General features: G+C 65.9%; 20 protein-coding genes and 1 tRNA gene. 7 read left to right on the forward strand and 14 right to left on the reverse strand.

Features of this window, described 5'->3' with window-relative positions:
• Positions 1 to 35: 35 nt before the first annotated feature.
• The 13 genes from infA to ybgC all read right to left on the reverse strand — a co-directional run bounded on the left by infA (position 36) and on the right by ybgC (position 9,241).
• Positions 36 to 302 carry a translation initiation factor IF-1 gene (gene infA / locus TBU01S_RS21155; RefSeq protein WP_068639481.1) on the reverse strand — a complete coding sequence of 89 codons (267 nt, stop codon included), beginning with the start codon at positions 300 to 302 and terminating at the stop codon, positions 36 to 38.
• Between the two features lie 552 nt (positions 303 to 854).
• Entirely contained in the window at positions 855 to 1,139 is a 285-nt protein-coding gene (locus TBU01S_RS21160) for a hypothetical protein (RefSeq protein ID WP_068639482.1), read from the reverse strand.
• Between the two features lie 228 nt (positions 1,140 to 1,367).
• Positions 1,368 to 1,443: transfer RNA gene (locus TBU01S_RS21165), tRNA-Lys, on the reverse strand.
• Between the two features lie 70 nt (positions 1,444 to 1,513).
• On the reverse strand, positions 1,514 to 2,620 hold the full coding sequence (locus TBU01S_RS21170; protein ID WP_068639498.1) for a YeeE/YedE family protein: 1,107 nt from the start codon (positions 2,618 to 2,620) through the stop codon (positions 1,514 to 1,516).
• 92 nt (positions 2,621 to 2,712) lie between these two features.
• Positions 2,713 to 3,417: a 7-cyano-7-deazaguanine synthase QueC gene (gene queC, locus TBU01S_RS21175; protein WP_068639483.1), complete on the reverse strand. Its 705-nt coding sequence runs from the start codon at positions 3,415 to 3,417 to the stop codon at positions 2,713 to 2,715.
• A gap of 46 nt (positions 3,418 to 3,463) precedes the next feature.
• Positions 3,464 to 4,135, reverse strand: a complete 672-nt coding sequence (gene queE, locus TBU01S_RS21180; RefSeq protein WP_068639484.1) for a 7-carboxy-7-deazaguanine synthase QueE — start codon at positions 4,133 to 4,135, stop codon at positions 3,464 to 3,466.
• Between the two features lie 7 nt (positions 4,136 to 4,142).
• Complete coding sequence (gene ybgF, locus TBU01S_RS21185) at positions 4,143 to 4,853, reverse strand: tol-pal system protein YbgF (protein ID WP_068639485.1); 711 nt, start codon at positions 4,851 to 4,853, stop codon at positions 4,143 to 4,145.
• Position 4,854: 1 nt separating this feature from the next.
• On the reverse strand, positions 4,855 to 5,373 hold the full coding sequence (gene pal / locus TBU01S_RS21190; RefSeq protein WP_068639486.1) for a peptidoglycan-associated lipoprotein Pal: 519 nt from the start codon (positions 5,371 to 5,373) through the stop codon (positions 4,855 to 4,857).
• Between the two features lie 54 nt (positions 5,374 to 5,427).
• The gene (gene tolB, locus TBU01S_RS21195) at positions 5,428 to 6,708 is read right to left on the reverse strand and encodes a Tol-Pal system beta propeller repeat protein TolB (protein WP_068639487.1); all 1,281 of its coding nucleotides are present in this window, start codon (positions 6,706 to 6,708) and stop codon (positions 5,428 to 5,430) included.
• 54 nt (positions 6,709 to 6,762) lie between these two features.
• Positions 6,763 to 7,662 carry an energy transducer TonB gene (locus tag TBU01S_RS21200; protein ID WP_068639488.1) on the reverse strand — a complete coding sequence of 300 codons (900 nt, stop codon included), beginning with the start codon at positions 7,660 to 7,662 and terminating at the stop codon, positions 6,763 to 6,765.
• Positions 7,659 to 8,075, reverse strand: a complete 417-nt coding sequence (locus tag TBU01S_RS21205) for an ExbD/TolR family protein (RefSeq protein ID WP_068639489.1) — start codon at positions 8,073 to 8,075, stop codon at positions 7,659 to 7,661. Before TBU01S_RS21205 ends, TBU01S_RS21200 begins: the two co-directional genes overlap by 4 nt.
• An 18-nt stretch (positions 8,076 to 8,093) precedes the next feature.
• On the reverse strand, positions 8,094 to 8,762 hold the full coding sequence (gene tolQ / locus TBU01S_RS21210; protein WP_068639490.1) for a protein TolQ: 669 nt from the start codon (positions 8,760 to 8,762) through the stop codon (positions 8,094 to 8,096).
• Positions 8,759 to 9,241 (reverse strand): tol-pal system-associated acyl-CoA thioesterase, encoded by a 483-nt coding sequence (gene ybgC, locus TBU01S_RS21215; RefSeq protein WP_068639491.1) that lies wholly within the window; start codon positions 9,239 to 9,241, stop codon positions 8,759 to 8,761. Before ybgC ends, tolQ begins: the two co-directional genes overlap by 4 nt.
• 180 nt (positions 9,242 to 9,421) lie before the next feature.
• Between ybgC and TBU01S_RS21220 the strand changes: the two genes are divergently transcribed.
• The 5 genes from TBU01S_RS21220 (at position 9,422) to TBU01S_RS21240 (ending at position 13,816) form a co-directional block, all read left to right on the forward strand.
• Positions 9,422 to 10,579 (forward strand): STAS domain-containing protein, encoded by a 1,158-nt coding sequence (locus TBU01S_RS21220; protein WP_068639492.1) that lies wholly within the window; start codon positions 9,422 to 9,424, stop codon positions 10,577 to 10,579.
• A 42-nt stretch (positions 10,580 to 10,621) separates the two neighbouring features.
• A complete protein-coding gene (gene hslV / locus TBU01S_RS21225; protein WP_068639493.1) occupies positions 10,622 to 11,158 on the forward strand; it encodes an ATP-dependent protease subunit HslV in 537 nt (178 codons plus the stop codon).
• Between the two features lie 10 nt (positions 11,159 to 11,168).
• Positions 11,169 to 12,503 (forward strand): ATP-dependent protease ATPase subunit HslU, encoded by a 1,335-nt coding sequence (hslU, locus tag TBU01S_RS21230; protein WP_068639494.1) that lies wholly within the window; start codon positions 11,169 to 11,171, stop codon positions 12,501 to 12,503.
• A gap of 94 nt (positions 12,504 to 12,597) precedes the next feature.
• Positions 12,598 to 13,473, forward strand: coding sequence for an AEC family transporter (locus tag TBU01S_RS21235; protein WP_068639495.1), 876 nt, complete (start codon positions 12,598 to 12,600; stop codon positions 13,471 to 13,473).
• 1 nt (position 13,474) lies between these two features.
• Positions 13,475 to 13,816, forward strand: a complete 342-nt coding sequence (locus TBU01S_RS21240) for a cupin domain-containing protein (RefSeq protein WP_068639496.1) — start codon at positions 13,475 to 13,477, stop codon at positions 13,814 to 13,816.
• A gap of 28 nt (positions 13,817 to 13,844) precedes the next feature.
• Here the strand turns inward: TBU01S_RS21240 and TBU01S_RS21245 are convergent, their stop codons facing one another.
• The gene (locus tag TBU01S_RS21245; protein ID WP_068639497.1) at positions 13,845 to 14,276 is read right to left on the reverse strand and encodes a tetratricopeptide repeat protein; all 432 of its coding nucleotides are present in this window, start codon (positions 14,274 to 14,276) and stop codon (positions 13,845 to 13,847) included.
• 657 nt (positions 14,277 to 14,933) lie between these two features.
• Between TBU01S_RS21245 and TBU01S_RS25035 the strand changes: the two genes are divergently transcribed.
• Positions 14,934 to 15,302, forward strand: a complete 369-nt coding sequence (locus tag TBU01S_RS25035) for a pilin (protein ID WP_083953779.1) — start codon at positions 14,934 to 14,936, stop codon at positions 15,300 to 15,302.
• Positions 15,303 to 15,392: 90 nt separating this feature from the next.
• On the forward strand, positions 15,393 to 15,840 hold a 448-nt coding region (locus tag TBU01S_RS21250; RefSeq protein WP_369404223.1), incomplete at its 3' end, for a hypothetical protein.

A 15,840-nucleotide genomic window follows, 5' to 3' on the forward strand; every position in this document is an offset into this window, starting at 1 on the left:
TGCCGATCCGGCAGGGGCTTCGAAGGGCTGAACGCTCAGCGGCGGCGGGGCGGCGGGGCCGACGCGGTGCCGGCCGGACGGCCCGGCAAGTGGCGGAAAGTGATGCGGCCCTTGCTCAGGTCGTAGGGCGACATCTCGAGCGAGACGTTGTCGCCGGCGATGATGCGGATGTGGTGCTTGCGCATCTTGCCGCCGGAGTAGGCGATGAGGTTGTGGCCGTTGTCCAGGGTGACGCGGTAGCGTCCATCCGGCAGGACTTCGGTAACGGATCCGTGCATTTCGATGAGTTCTTCCTTGGCCATGTTCGGGCTCCTTGTCATTGTGCCGGAGCGCATGCCTCGGGCGCGCAGCGGCGATTTGCCCACCTCCGCCGGGGAAGGGCATCGGGCCGGGGGCTTGTGCGCGTGGCGCAAGGGGCGGACCGGCCGGGCCTGCGCAAAAGTGACAGGCCGCTTCAAAGCTGGGGCGATTGCACACCCGCATCATTCGCACGGGTGCGAGCCGTGCGCCGGATGCAAGCCGGCGCGCAGCGTGAGAGCGGTCCGGAACGCTTGTCGGGCGCGAAGACCACATCGGCCTGCAGCACACGGGTGCCGCAGCTTGTGTCTCGGAAAAACCGGGCGAACCCGCCAAAGGGCTCACCGGACGACACGGTAGGTCATTGAAGGGGAAGGGCCGCCCCTCGCATGCGCCACGGCGTCATCCAGGCCATGGGCGGGTGAGGCGGTCATCGGCTCGATGTTTCCGGGGCCACGGCAACAGCGGCGCCGTGGGGGCGGAAGCGGCTTCGCCAATCTTCAGTGGCGGGCATGATACCTGCTTCTCGGGTGGCCTGTCCAATCGGGGTGTTGTAATCAAGTGCGGTGGGCGGGCGTCCGGAGTGCTTCGCCGCCGTCATCGCAATGGAAGCGGCAGCCGCTTCCGTGCCGGGCGGCACGCCTGCCGCCTCGCTCCTTCGGTGGTCTTCCGCTGTCGGCGGTGACGACGACTTCCGGCAGCAGCCATTCCGTTTCGGCGGTCTGCATTGCGAGCAGCCCGCTCCGGGGCGTTTCGTTGCGGGGTTGGCTGGTGGCCGCAAAACCCAGCGCATGCACCGCGATGACGCCAGTGGCGATCAGTGCCTTCGTCCATGTCTTCATGTGTCTGCTCCTCGGATCGAGATGCCCGCCGTTCGGGCCGTGCTGCCATTTGAACAGGCGGATGTATCCCGGATTTTTCCAGGGCGGACGGATTTGCAGAGGCATGTATCCCGATACGGGTTGGACAATTCGGGATACATGCCGGGGCTTGGGTTGGCCGGTGCTGCGGGGGGAGGCGAAAAAAACAAAACGCCAATCCTTTGGCAGGATTGGCGTTTCATCTGAATTTGGTAGGCCGTGCAGGATTCGAACCTGCGACCAACGGATTAAAAGTCCGCTGCTCTACCAGCTGAGCTAACGACCCAAAAGAGAGGCGAAATTCTAGAAGCTGGAGGCAGCCACGTCAACAACGCACTGCCGTCTCCCGGCCTGCTTCAGGCTTCCCGCATCAGCAGCCAGTACTGGATCTTCATCGCGATGGCGCAGCCTGTGATGATGGCGGCGGTGGTGATGAAGGCGCCGACGGCCAGGGTGGACAGTCCGGTGATGCCCTGGCCGATGGTGCAGCCCAGCGCCGTCACGCCGCCGAAGCCCATCAGGATGCCGCCGATCATGTGGCGGGCGAGGTCGGGGGCGTTGCGGAAACCTTCGAGGCGGAAGCTCTTCGACACCACGGCGTAGAGGGCCGAGCCGGCGATGACGCCGAGCACGCTGGCGATGCCGAAGGTGACGATGCGGCTGGTGTCGCTCCAGAACATCAGCAGCTCGAGCGTGAAGGCCAGCGGCCCGACGAAGGTGAGGGATTCGGCGCGGCCGCTGTTGGTGGCGATGAAGGCTTCTTCCAGGGTTTCGGGGTGTTCGGCGACGTAGCCGATGTGGCCGGAGACGTACCAGCCGGCGATCACGGTGGCGCCGACGACCACGCCGCCGAGCCAGACGTCGACAGTGCGCGCATCGCGCTCGGCGACGGCCCACAGCAGCAGGATGATGCCGATCAGGCCGGCGGAGATCGCCAGTGCGCTGGCCGGCTCGATGCCGGCGGCAGCGATGAAGGCGGGAATGTCCTGGGTATGCGGCAGCTCTGCGGCGACGGTATCGAGGATGTTGACGCGCCAGACGGCGAACAGGCCGCGCAGCGTCATGTAGGCGCTGATGGCGAGGAAGACGAAGACCACCAGCGACTTGAGATTGCCGCCGCCGATGCGGATCAGGGTCTTGCTGCCGCAGCCCGAGGCCAGCGTCATGCCGACGCCGAAGGCGAGGCCGCCGACGATGTGCGACAGCCAGGTCAGTTTGCTGCCGGTGTAGATCGAGCGGGTGACGTCGATGAGTCCGGCCAGTTGCAAGGCGGCGGTGCCGAGGATGGCGACCGCGATGGCAACGACCCACATGCGCATGCGGCTCCAGTCGCCCATGTTGATGATGTCGGACACCGCACCCATGGTGCAGAAGTTGGTCCGATTGGCGACGAAGCCGAACACCGTGCTGACGGCGAAAGCGAGCCAGGCGATGGTGGAGGCGGAGACGATCGTTTCTTCCATGGTGCAGCCGGCAACGGGATGGCCGGCCATTCTAGGCGAAAACCCCGGCAGCGTTGAGCCGAAGGCTGCAGGGACGGTGCCCCGTGGCCGGGTCAGGCGTTGCGCAACTGGTAGGGCGTGGGGTCCGCCACGCCTGCGCCGGCGAAGCCTGCGGCGCGCAGGCGGCAGGCTTCGCAGCGGCCACAGGCGCGGCCGGCCTCGTCGGCCTGGTAGCAGGTGACGGTGATGCCGTAGTCGACGCCGAGCGCGATGCCGCGGCGGATGATGTCGGCCTTGCTGAGGTCGATCAGCGGTGCGTGGATGCGCAGGCGGGCGCCTTCGACGCCTGCCCGGGTGGCCAGGTTGGCCATCGTCTCGAAAGCCTGGATGAAGGCCGGGCGGCAGTCGGGGTAGCCGGAATAGTCCACCGCATTGACGCCGATGAAGATGTCGTTGGCGCCGAGGACTTCGGCCCAGGCCATGGCGATCGACAGCATCACGGTGTTGCGGGCGGGCACGTAGGTGACGGGGATGCCGGCGCTCTCGCCGTCTGCGGGCATGTCCTCGGGCACCTCGATGGACGGGTCGGTCAGCGCGGAGCCGCCGAACTGGCCGAGGTCGATGCGCGCGAGCCGATGCTCGCGGGCGCCCAGCGCCTGGGCGACGCGCAGCGAGGCCGTCAGCTCTGCGGTGTGGCGCTGGCCGTAGGCGACCGACAGGGCGTAGGCGTCGAAGCCCTGGTCGCGGGCGATGGCGAGGCAGGTTGCGGAGTCGAGGCCGCCTGACAGCAGGACGACGGCGCGTTTGGCTTGAGTCATCGGGAAAGCTTCCGATCTGTGGTGCCGGGGACGGCTGTGCCGCGGCTCAGCGGCCGCGGGCGTCGTTCCACAGCACTTTGTGCAATTGCAGTTGAAAGCGGACCGGCAGGCGGTCGCGCACGACCCATTCCGCCAGCCGGGCGGGGTCGAGCGAGCCGGCGACCGGCGACAGCAGCACGGTACAGCGCTCGGCGATGCGGTGTTCGGCGATCTGGCGCTTGGCCCACTCGTAGTCCGCTTCGTCGGCCAATACGATCTTGACTTCGTCGTGAGGCGTGAGCAGGGCGATGTTGGCGTATAGATTGCGTTCGACTTCGCCGGAGCCGGGCGCCTTGAGATCGACGACGCGCGACACGCGCGGATCGACCTTGCCGATGTCGAGCGCACCGCTGGTTTCGAGCGACACCGAGTAGCCGGCGTCGCACAGTGCGCGCATCAGCGCCAGGCAGTTCTTCTGCGACAGCGGTTCGCCGCCGGAGACGCAGACGTGCTTGAGGCCGTGGCCTGCGACCTCGTCCATGATGTCGTCGAGGCTGCGCGACTCGCCGCCGGTGAAGGCATAGGCGGTGTCGCACCAGGTACAGCGCAGCGGACAGCCGGTGAGGCGCACGAACACCGTCGGCAGGCCGACGCGGGTCGATTCACCCTGCACCGAGGCGAAGATCTCGGTGACGCGCAGTTTGACGGCTGCTGCCGTCGCTGTTTCGTTTGCCGTCACGCCGGCCTCAGCGCTGGCCGAGGCGCTGCCTGGCGACCTGGGCGGCGTTGCTCTGCGGATAACGTTCGACCAGCGTCTGCAGCGTGCGGCGCGAGGTGGCCGCGTCGCCGATCGATTGCTGGCTGTTGGCCAGGCCGAGCAGGGCGTCGGGAGCGACGTTCTCGTTGGGCCACTTGGTCAGCACGGTGTTGAAGTGCTTGGTGGCGGCGTTGATGTCCTTGGCCTGCAGCGCGGCATTGCCTGCCCAGAAATGGGCGCCGGCGCTGAAATCGCCCGTGGGGTACCTGGCGACGAAGGCGTCGAAGGCGGCCAGCGCCTCGCGATGCTTGCCTTCCTTGAGCAGGTTCAGCGCAGCTTCGTAGTCGGCGGATTCGGCGGCGGGGTCGCTGCCGGCGGCGGCCGTTGCACCGCCCGTCTCGATCTGCCGCAGACGGGTGTCGAGGTCGACGTAGAAGTCCCGCTGCCGCTGCTTGAGGGTTTCCACCTCGTTGACCAGCAGTTCGATCTGGCCGCGCAGGCGGGCGACTTCGGCACGCAGCTGTTCGTTCTGGTTGGCGAGCTCGAGCTGGCCGCGGCTGGTGGTTTCCAGCCGGCCCTCGATGTCCTGGCGCATGTCGGTGATCTGCCGGCGGGCCTCGTTGTCACCGAACAAAGCCGCTTGCGCGGCTCCGGCCGATGACAGGACGAGGATCACCGCCAGCGGCAGCAGGCGCTTCATCTCAGAACTCGCCCGAGTAGAGCATGTCGCCGCGGCGGTTCTCGGCGAAGCAGGCTTCGGTAGGCGCGTCGCAGCGCGGCTTTTCCTCGCCCAGGCTGACGGACTCGATCTGCGCTTCGCGGGCGCCCAGCAGCAGCAGCGCCTGCTTGACCACGTCGGCGCGCTTCTGGCCCAGCGCGAGGTTGTACTCGCGGCTGCCGCGCTCGTCGGTGTTGCCCTGGATCAGCATCTTCATCTGCGGGTTCTGCACCAGGAAGCGGGCGTGGGCTTCGATCAGCGGCTTGGCTTCCGGCTGGATGACGTAGCTGTCGAAGTCGAAGAACACGCTGCGCTTGGACAGGATGTTGTTCGGGTCGGTCAGCGCGGCGATGCCCGAGCCGGCGGCGCTGTCGGCGGTGACGGTGGCGACGCCGGTGCCCGACGAGCGGTCTTCGACCTGGGCTGCAGTGTCGGTGGGGCCGGTGCTCGAGCACGCGGCCAGGATCAGCGACAGCAGGGCGGGGATTGCAAGCTTCTTCATGTGTGATGCTCCGGTATGTCTGGTTTTGAGACAGCAGTGGTTGTTGCAGCTTTGTTATTGCCGTGGCTGCGGACCCCAGGCGGGTTCGCGGACATCGGCGGCCTTCACCGTCAGGCGTTGCTTGATCCGCCCATCCGACGACACCGCCGACAGCACGCCCCGCCCGCCGCTTTCGGTGGCGTAGAGGATCATGCGGCCGTTGGGGGCGAAGCTGGGCGATTCGTCGCGTGCCGAATCGGTGAGGATCGTTGTCTGGCGGGAGGCGAGGTCCTGCACGGCCACCTGGAAGCGGCCGCCGTTGCGGGTGATGAAGGCAAGCAGCTTGCCGTCCGCCGACAGGCGCGGACTGACGTTGTAGTTGCCGTCGAAGGTCACCCGCTGGGCGCTGCCGCCGCCAGCGGAGATACGGTAGATCTGCGGACTGCCGCCGCGATCGGAAGTGAAGTAGATGTTGTTGTCCCGGCCCCAGAAAGGCTCGGTGTCGATGCCGGACGAGCTGGCCAGGCGACGCACGCCCGAACCGTCGGCGTTGAGCACGTAGAGCTGCGACTGGCCGTCCTTGGTCAGCACCACCGCGAGCTGGCTGCCGTCGGGCGACCAGGTGGGGGCGGAGTTGGAGCCCTTGAAATTGGAGACGACGCGGCGCTGGCCGGTGGCGAGCGTGTGCACGTAGATGATCGGCTTCTTCTGCTCGAACGAGACGTAGGCCAGGCGCTGGCCGTCCGGCGACCACGCGGGCGAGATGATGGGCTCGCGCGAGCGCAGCGCGGTGGCTGCGTTCATGCCGTCGGCGTCGGCGACCTGCAGCTCGAAGTTGGGGCCGCTCTTGACCACGTAGGCGATGCGGGTGGAGAAGTAGCCGGGCTGGCCGGTGAGTTTTTCGTAGACGAAGTCGGCGATGCGGTGGCCGACGAGGCGGTTCTGCGAGGCCGTCATCGGCAGCGCCATGGCGCCGAGTTCGAGCTGGGTCTGGGTGTCGAACAGGCGGAAGCGCACTTCGTAGCGGCCGCTGCCCTGGGCGACGACGCTGCCGGTCAGCACCGCGTCGGCGCCGCGGCCGCGCATCGCCGGCAGGTCGGGCATGACGGATTCCGGCAGCGCCAGCGGGCCGAGGTCGACCAGGCTGAACAGTCCGCTGCGATCGAGGTCGGCGCGTACCACGTCGGTGACGCTGTTGGGCAACTGGCCCTCGTGCTCGAAGATCGGGATGATCACCGGAAAGCGCGAGGCGCCGGCGCCGGTGATTTCGATCGAAAGCTGCGCGCGCGCGCCCAGCGCGAAGCCGGCCAGCACGATGGCCAGCAAGAGTCGGAAGAGGGTCAGGGTTCGTGTCATGTGAGGCCGCTCCAGCCGCAGATTATATCGATGGATTAAGTAGATAAGGCATGCTTAGTTGTCGGCCAGCGGACGGAATCTGAGTTCGAGCGTGCGCTGGAACAGAGCCGGGTTCGAAGGCGTGGGCAAGGGGTCCGAGGCCAGGATCGCGCGCTCGATGGCCTGGTCCAGCGCGGGTACGCCGGACGAGCGCTTGAGCCGTACGGCGAGCACGACGCCGGTCGGAGTCTGATCGACCTCGAAGACCGCCTCGGGGTTTCCCGACAGCCCCGGCGGCGGCAGGAGCTTGCCGCGTACCTTGGTGCGGATCGCATTCACGTACTTGTCCATTTCGCCCTGCGCGCCGGCGCGGGCGGCCTCCTGCCGCAGCATGCCTTCGAGCCGGGCGTTCTGCGCGGCCTGCGTTTCCTTTGCCAGCAGTTCCTTCATGTAGTCGTCCTGCGCAGGCTTGGGCTGAGGCTTGGCCGGGGGTTTGGGCTCCGGTTTCGGCTGAGGCTTGGGCTCCGGCTTGGGTGCGGGCTTCGGCTCCGGTTTGGGTGCGGGCTTCGGCTCCGGCTTGGGTTCCGGTTTCTTCGGCTCGGGTTTCTTCTGTTCCGGTTTCGGCTGAGGTTTGGGCTCCGGCTTTTTCTCCGGTGCCTTGGTGGCGATCTCGGGCTTGGCCACCGGCTTGGGCGGTTCGGGTTTCGGCTCCGGCTTGGGAGGCGGAGGCTCCGGTTTGGGCTCGGGTTTCGGTTCCGGCCTGGGTTCGGGCTTCGGCGCCGGTTCGGGCTTCGGCGCCGGCGCGGCCGTTTCGGGTGCGCTGACGAGTCCGACTTCGAGCCCGGCCGGCGGCGGGCTTTGCCAGCGGACGCCGAAGAACAGGAACAGGAACAGGCCCAGATGGACCGCGATGGTCAGTCCGAGCGACTGCCATTTGCCCGGTGCCTTGCGCGGCGGTACGACGCGATCCCTCATTGCCGTGGCGTGCTGCTCTGAGTGATCAGGCTGATCTTGCGCACGCCGGCGCCGCGGGCGACTTCGAGCACGTCGATCACCTTCTGGTAGTCCAGCGTGCTGTGGGCGGCGACGAGGAAAGCCTGTTCCGGATTCTTCTCCAGCGCTTCCAGCAGCGCGGGCTGGAGCTGGTCGTTGCGCAGGGCGCGGGACGTGCCGCTGCTGCTGGCCCGCAGCCCGAGCTTGCCGTCGGCGGCCACTTCGATGACGAGTGCTTCGGCCTGCGGCGGGGGGGTGCCCGCGCTGGCCGAAGGCACTTCGATGGTGCCGTGCTGGATCATCGGCGCGGTGACCATGAAAATCACCAGCAGCACCAGCATCACGTCGATGTAGGGGACGACGTTGATCTGGTTCATCAGGCGGCGTTGACGCATGGCGGTCCTCCGTGTCCGTCAGCGCAGGTTGCGCTGCAGGATGTTGGAAAACTCTTCGATGAAGCTCTCGAAGCGGATGCCCAGGCGGTCGATGTCGTGCGCGAAGCGGTTGTAGGCGACGACGGCCGGAATCGCCGCGAACAGGCCGATCGCGGTCGCGACCAGCGCCTCGGCGATGCCGGGGGCGACCTGGGCGAGCGTGGCCGCGCCGACGCTGGAAAGCCCGCGGAAGGAGTTCATGATGCCCCACACGGTGCCGAGCAGGCCGATGTAGGGCGACACCGAGCCGACCGAGGCGAGGAAGGCGAGATGGGCTTCGAGGTCGTCGACTTCGCGCTGGTAGGTCGCGCGCATCGCGCGCCGCGCGCCGTCGAGGATGGCCGGGTGGTCGTGGCCCTTGGCCCGCAGCTTGGTGTATTCGCGGTAGCCCGATTCGAAGATGCGCTCCATGCCGCCGTTTTCGTTGCGGGTGGCGGCATCGAACAAGGTGTTGAGGTCGCCGCCGCTCCAGAAGTCGCGCTCGAACCCGTCGGTCTGGGTGCGCGCGGCGCGGATCTGGAACGACTTGCGGAAGATCCAGTACCAGGACACCAGCGACAATGCCGCGAGCAGGGCCATGACGAGCTGGACGAGGACGCTGGCCTGGCTGATGAGGCTGAGGATGGAAAGGTCGTGGGTGACGGTCATGCTAGGCTTTCGAGGTGGGCATGGAGATTGGCGTACAGCGGGGCCGGAATCTGCACCGGCTTCTGCCGCCGATGGTCGATGCAGGCGATTAGGACTTGGGCGGTGAACAGAAGTTGCCCGTCGCGCCGGATTTCCTGCTCGAACACCAGGCTGGCGCGGCGCAGGGTGGCGATGTGGCTGACGACCTGCAGGACGTCGTCGAGGCGGGCGGGCTGCAGGTAATCCGCCTTCACCGAGCGCACGACGAAGGCGATGCCGGCCGAATCCAGCAGCGCCTGCTGCTCGACGCCGAGCGCGCGCAGCCATTCGGTGCGCGCCCGCTCGCAGAAGCGCAGGTAGTTGGCGTAGTAGACGACACCGCCCGCGTCGGTGTCTTCGTAATAGACGCGGATCGGCAGGGCGAACGAAACCGCCGGGGACGGAAGGCCCTGCGGCAGGCGCTCCTGCGGTGGTGAGGCAGCGGCAATTTCTGGTTGCATCGCAGCATTCTATCCGAGCCTGTGAGGTCGTCCAGTGGCGCGTGAAGATGCGGACATTTACAAAACGTAATCCCCGCGAACGGCCGTGCGCGGGCCTGTTTTCGCAGGCGGATTGCGGGAAATGCTATCCTCCGTCCGGGTTCCTGGAGTCCGTGGCAAATACTTGGGACGAAGCACAGCGTGGCACTTTCCTTTTTCGGCCGGAAACGGCCGGGCGGTGAGCGGCAGACCGGGCCGGCCGAGGATGTCGGCGAAACCGGGCGCCCGTCGCCGACCGTGCTGTCCGAACTCGATTTCACCGGCACCGGGGCCGATCACGGCCTCTCCATGGCCGTGGGCGGCGTCGAGGTCCAGGAAGTCGGGGCCGGCATCGGTGCGGTGTTCGAAGAGGCGGCGATCCTGTACGCCAATGGCGGCGTGGCCGAAGCCGAGCAGGTGCTGACGGCGACGCTCGACGACCCGAAGGCGGCGACGGGCGAAGGGCTGTGGATGATGCTGCTGGATCTGTACCGCCTGACCGGCCAGCGCGAGCGCTTCGAGGCGCGCGTGCTCGACTACGCCATGCGTTTCGAGCGTTCGCCGCCGCCGTGGGTGGATTTGTCGCCCAAGGGAGGGCGCACGAGCGGGGAACGCATGCCGGCGGTCGGCCTGTCCGGCAACCTGGCCGCCCAGGGGGAAACCCAGCTCGCCCAGATCGCTGCCGTCGCACGTCGCAGCGGGGCCGTGCGCATCGATGTCGGCAGGCTGCGCAACGTTGCGGATGCCGGCTGTAGCGCCTTGCTGACGCTGCTCGAAAGCCTGTTGGCCGAGCGGATCAAGCTCAGCCTGTCGAGCGTCGAGCCTTTCATCGAGGATCTGGCCCGGCGGACCGTCGCGGGCCAGGCGGAAGGGCGCGACACCTGGCTGCTGCTGCTCGAATTGTTGCAATTCACCGGCGATCAGCAACGCTTCGAAAACCTCGCCATCGACTACGCGGTCACGTTCGAGGAGTCGCCGCCGTCGTGGAAAGGCATCGCGGCGGCCGTGCCGAAGTGCGCCGAGCCGGAGGCGGACGCGGTGGCGGGTGACGTGCCCCGGCTGTGCGGCGAGCTGTGCGGGGCCGCGAACGAATCGCTGAAACGGCTCGCCAGCCTCGCGGCGGAACGCAGGGAATTGAAGGTGGACTGTGCGCAGCTGCACCGGGTCGATTTCGTCTGTGCGGGCCTGCTGTTCAACATTCTCGCCACGCTCAAGGCTCAGGGTAAACTCGTGACCCTTTTCAACGTCAATGCCATGGTCGCGGCGCTGCTGCGCGTCATGAGCGTCGACCAGGTCGCGCACGTCACGCTGCGCCACTGAATCTATATAGCAACGCCGGCCGCGAGCCGGCGGGGAATCGTCATGGAACAATATCGCGGTACAACCATCCTGTCGGTGCGGCGCGGCAATCGGGTCGCCCTCGGCGGCGACGGCCAGGTCACGCTGGGCAACATCGTCATCAAGGCTTCGGCGCGCAAGGTGCGCACGCTGTACGACGGCCAGATCCTGGCCGGTTTCGCCGGCGGTACGGCCGACGCCTTCACGCTGTTCGAGCGCTTCGAGGCCAAGCTCGACAAGCACCAGGGCAACCTGCTGCGTTCGGCGGTGGAGCTGGCCAAGGACTGGCGCACCGACCGCATGCTGCGCCGGCTCGAAGCCATGCTGGCGGTCGCCGACCGCGACCATTCGCTGATCATCACCGGCAACGGCGACGTGCTCGAACCCGAGCAGGGCATCGTCGCCATCGGCAGCGGCGGCGCCTACGCGCAGTCGGCCGCGCGCGCGCTGATCGAGAACACCGAACTGGCGCCGGCCGAAGTCGTCTCCAAGGCGCTCGGCATCGCTGCCGACCTCTGCATCTACACCAATCACCATCACACCATCGAAGTGCTGGATTGAGAGCGAACGCATGACCCAGATGACCCCGCCGGAGATCGTCTCCGAACTCGACAAGCACATCGTCGGCCAGGACAAGGCAAAGAAGGCCGTCGCCATCGCCTTGCGCAACCGCTGGCGCCGTGCCCAGGTGGAAGAGCCGCTGCGCAGCGAGATCACGCCCAAGAACATACTGATGATCGGCCCCACCGGCGTCGGCAAGACCGAGATCGCCCGCCGCCTGGCACGCCTGGCCAACGCCCCTTTCATCAAGATCGAGGCGACCAAGTTCACCGAAGTGGGCTACGTCGGCCGCGATGTGGACACCATCATCCGCGACCTGATGGAAATCGCCATCAAGGATGGCCGCGAGCGGGCGATGAAGCGGGTGCGCGACCGCGCCCTCGACGCCGCCGAGGACCGTGTGCTCGACGCCCTGCTGCCGCCGGCGCGGGCGATGGGCTTCAATGCCGAGCCCGAGCCGACGAAGGATTCGGCCACACGGCAGAAATTCCGCAAGAAGCTGCGCGAAGGCGAGCTGGACGACAAGGAAATCGACATCGAGGTGGCGGCGCCCTCGATGCAGGCCGAAATCTTCGCCCCGCCGGGCATGGAGGAACTGACCCAGCAGATCCAGGGCATGTTCCAGAACCTGGGCGGCGGCAAGAAGAGGCAGCGCAAGCTGAAGATCCGCGAGGCGCTGAAGCTGCTCGCCGACGAGGAAGCCGCGCGCATGATCAACGACGAAGAGGTCAAGCTCGAAGCCGTGCGCTCGGTCGAGCAGAACGGCATCGTCTTCCTCGACGAAGTCGACAAGATCGCCGCCCGCAGCGATGCGCACGGCGCCGACGTGTCGCGCCAGGGCGTGCAGCGCGACCTGCTGCCGCTGGTGGAAGGCACCACGATCTCGACCAAGTACGGCATGATCAAGACCGATCACGTCCTGTTCATCGCCAGCGGCGCCTTCCACCTGTCCAAGCCCAGCGACCTGATTCCCGAACTGCAGGGCCGCTTCCCGATCCGCGTCGAACTGGAATCGCTGTCGGTCGAGGACTTCGAGCGCATCCTCACCAGCACCGACGCCTGCCTGACACGCCAGTACGAGGCGCTGCTGGCGACCGACGGCGTCGAGATCGATTTCACCTCCGACGGCATCCGCCGGCTGGCGGAAATCGCCTACCAGGTCAATGAAAAGACCGAGAACATCGGCGCCCGTCGCCTGTACACGGTGATGGAGAAACTGCTCGAGGAAGTCTCCTTCGAGGCGGGCAAGGCCACGCTCGGCAAGGTCGTGGTCGATGCGGCCTACGTCGACGGCCGGCTCGACATGCTGGCTCAGCGGGAAGACCTGGCGCGCTACGTGCTCTGAGCACATCCTCCGCTGCATGCGCCCCGGAAGCGGATGAAGTCCGCCCCCGGGGCGTTCCCGTTCATGGGCGTGGCTTACTTTCTGCGAATTTTCCATGCTGATCCGAATCGTCGAAATCCTCTTCCCGCTGTTTGCGATCACCGCGCTGGGCTATTTCGTCGGCCGCCGTGTCAAGCCGGAGCTGTCCCACGCCAACAAGCTGAACATGGACGTGTTCGTGCCGGCGCTGGTATTCGCGGCGCTCGCCAACAAGGCTTTCGACGTCAGCGCCTACCTGCCGCTGGTCCTTGCCACCACGCTGATGGTGGTCGGCTCCGGCCTCGTCGCCTGGGCCGTGGCGCGGATGGCCGGCATCGAACCGAAGACCCTGGTGCCGCCGATCATGTTCAACAACTGCGGCAACCTCGGCCTGCCGCTGGCCGTGCTCGCCTTCGGCGAAGCCGCGCTGGCGCCGATGGTGGTGCTGTTCATGGTGTCGAACCTGATCCATTTCTCGTTCGGCGCCTGGCTGTTTGACCATCGCGTCAATGTGTTCACGGTCTGGAAAGTGCCGTCGGTGATGGCGACTTTCCTGGGCATCGCCGTCAGCCTGACCCAGTTCGAAGTCTGGCCGCCGCTGCTGACCGCGATCCGCATGCTGGGCGAAATCTCGATTCCGCTGATGCTGTTCGGCCTCGGCGTGCGCCTGGCGGGCTCGCGCATCGGCTCGATCGGCTTCGGGCTGTTCGGCGCCGTGCTGCGCCCGGTCGTCGGCATGGCGCTGGCGTGGGCCATCATGCTGGTGATCGAGCTGCCGCCGCGCGAGCAGGCGCTGCTGCTGGTATTCGGCGCGCTGCCGCCGGCGGTCCTCAACTACATGTTCGCCGAGCGCTACGGCCAGGAACCGGACAAGGTGGCCTCGATGGTGCTGATCGGCAACGTCGCCGCCGTGCTGTTCCTGTCGATCGCGCTGGCCCTGGTGCTGGACTGACGTGAGCGCCCTCCGGCCCAGGCGGGGCAACCTCTACGCGCCGCTGCCCGCGGCGGGAGCGGAGGAGCACTTCGACACCCTGCTCGCCGGCACGGCCTGCCGCGTCGAGCACATCGTGTCGCACGGCCACGCCAGCCCGCCGGGCTTCTGGTACGACCAGGCCGAAGACGAATGGGTCGTGCTGCTGCAGGGCGAGGCCGAACTCGGCTTTGCCGACGGCCAGCGCATCAGGCTGCTGCCGGGAGACTGGGTGGAAATCCCCGCCGGCTGCCGCCACCGGGTGGAATCGACCGTGCCGGCCACCGTGTGGCTGGCCGTACATTGCGCGCGCGGCGCGGATTGAGTGGGCGGGCAGGCGGAGGCTCGCCGGATCAGGGCAGGGGCCGGCCGGTGCCCTGCGCCTGTTCCGTCAGCGCCTGCAGCACCACTTCGCGCTCGATGCCGTCGAGTACCGCCTCCAACGCGGTGGCGTCCAGCGCAGAGCGCGCCGGATCTTCGAGAAAACGCAGCATGTGCGCGGCAGTGACGTGGCCGCGCCGTGCCGCCTGGGCGATCCAGTCGATGCCCACAACTTCATCCGCTGCCACACCGCTACCCGTGATGTAGCAGCGCCCCAGCCAGTGCATCGCCTCGGGGTACAGGTTCTGCGCCGCCTTGCGCAGCCAGGCCACCGCCTCGGCAGCCTGGTCCTGGCTCAGCAGCAAAAGCGCCAGGTCGCATTGCGCTTCCGGCCCGCCGGCATCCGCATCCTCGATCAGCGCCCGGTCCTCGGCCGCCAGCTTCAGCGGCGACAGCGCAAGCACGTCATCGAGCGCAACACGGGTGCCCGTTCCTGTGTATACTCCCCCCCCCCTTCCTCTGGCCGCACGATGCCATCGGCAATGCGACGCCACAGCGTGCGGCGGCTCAGCCCGGTGATCGAACTCGCAGTGTTCAGGGAGATGAAGGACATGGCACAGGCCTCGCGGGAAAGATGTTCGTGGGAAGGGCTGTCGAGAATGCAGCAGCCGGCGCAAGGCCGGAAGCCAGCCTCCCGCTGATGCCGTGAAGCAAGAATCGTGACGCCGCCAGCATCATCGATGCGGCACAGCCGATCCGGAATTGTAAACCGAGAACCCGAATGTCCCGCCTGATCGCCTGGGGCTTGCCGGCCCAAGGCGATCCCCCACGCGCTGCAACCCCTGAAGTGCGCCAGACACGAATCTCACCGATGGCATGTAGGTGCGGAAAGCCTTGGCACAGCGACCCGTGCCAGCACTCGCCAATGGCGCAGCCACCCGCGCCAGTTCCCGCCGTGGCACGGCCCGGCATGCCAGGGAAACGCCAAATAAATCACGGATTTAATCTCTTTCAACCCTGATTCCGATTGGCACGGAGGTTGCGAAAGGATGGTCGGAAGGCGCCGCATCGATGCATGCGGCATCGGATTCCCATCTTTTCATCGTGCAAGGAGCAGGATCATGAAAAAGGCTCAACAGGGTTTCACCCTGATCGAATTGATGATCGTCGTGGCGATCATTGGTATTTTGGCGGCGGTTGCGATTCCGCAGTATCGCGACTACACACAGAAGTCGGCTAACGGTGCCTGCTTGGCCGAAGCGAAATCCTATATTGGCTCGGCTATCGCCAATATTGCCAATGGCGATGCTATTCCAACCTATCCGGCAAAAGCCTGCGAAAGCTTCAGTCCTACATTGGATGAACCTGCTTATAACGCCAACACCAACATAACCTTTGTAACCCCGACAAAGGGTAATCCGGGTATTAAGAAAAATGTAGTCTGCGAAGCAGGCTCCGGCACCTGCGACTATGATGGCAGTGGTAGCTGATCCCAGCTCACTGTATAAGAAAAAGGCGCTGTAAGGCGCCTTTTTTAAACAGAAAATAACTTTCCAACTTATAGGAAAGCTGGAGAAAAAATGAACTGGGAAAAATCAAAAAACCTTCTTTATTCGGTAGGTTTGCTTGTCATTTTTCCAAATGCCTTGTTTTGGGTGATTTCTTATGTTTTTGGTATAAATAGGGCGACTTTCAATCTGGACTACTTCCTGGCTGGTGTTCTTTTTGCAACCGGCTGGAAGCGAATCGGCAGTATATTTCTTGTTATATTCCTGCTGTTTGACATTCTGTCGTTGATCGGACTGGTATTTCCCTTTGTTCGCGTTCAGGACGTCGCGTACTTACTCGGCCTTTTGCCCCATGCGGCCCCGACTTGGCAATTTGGCGCCGTTGGATTTTTCCTCCTCACGGCAGCGATCGTATACCTCCTATGCACTTATGGGCACAAAGCAAATCCTTTGGCTTCCCTGGTAATGCTTAATTTTGGCCTGCTGGCCTACGGGGCTCACGTCTATCAACCAGCCGAGC

Source organism: Thauera butanivorans NBRC 103042 (assembly GCF_001591165.1).
Lineage (GTDB): Bacteria > Pseudomonadota > Gammaproteobacteria > Burkholderiales > Rhodocyclaceae > Thauera > Thauera butanivorans.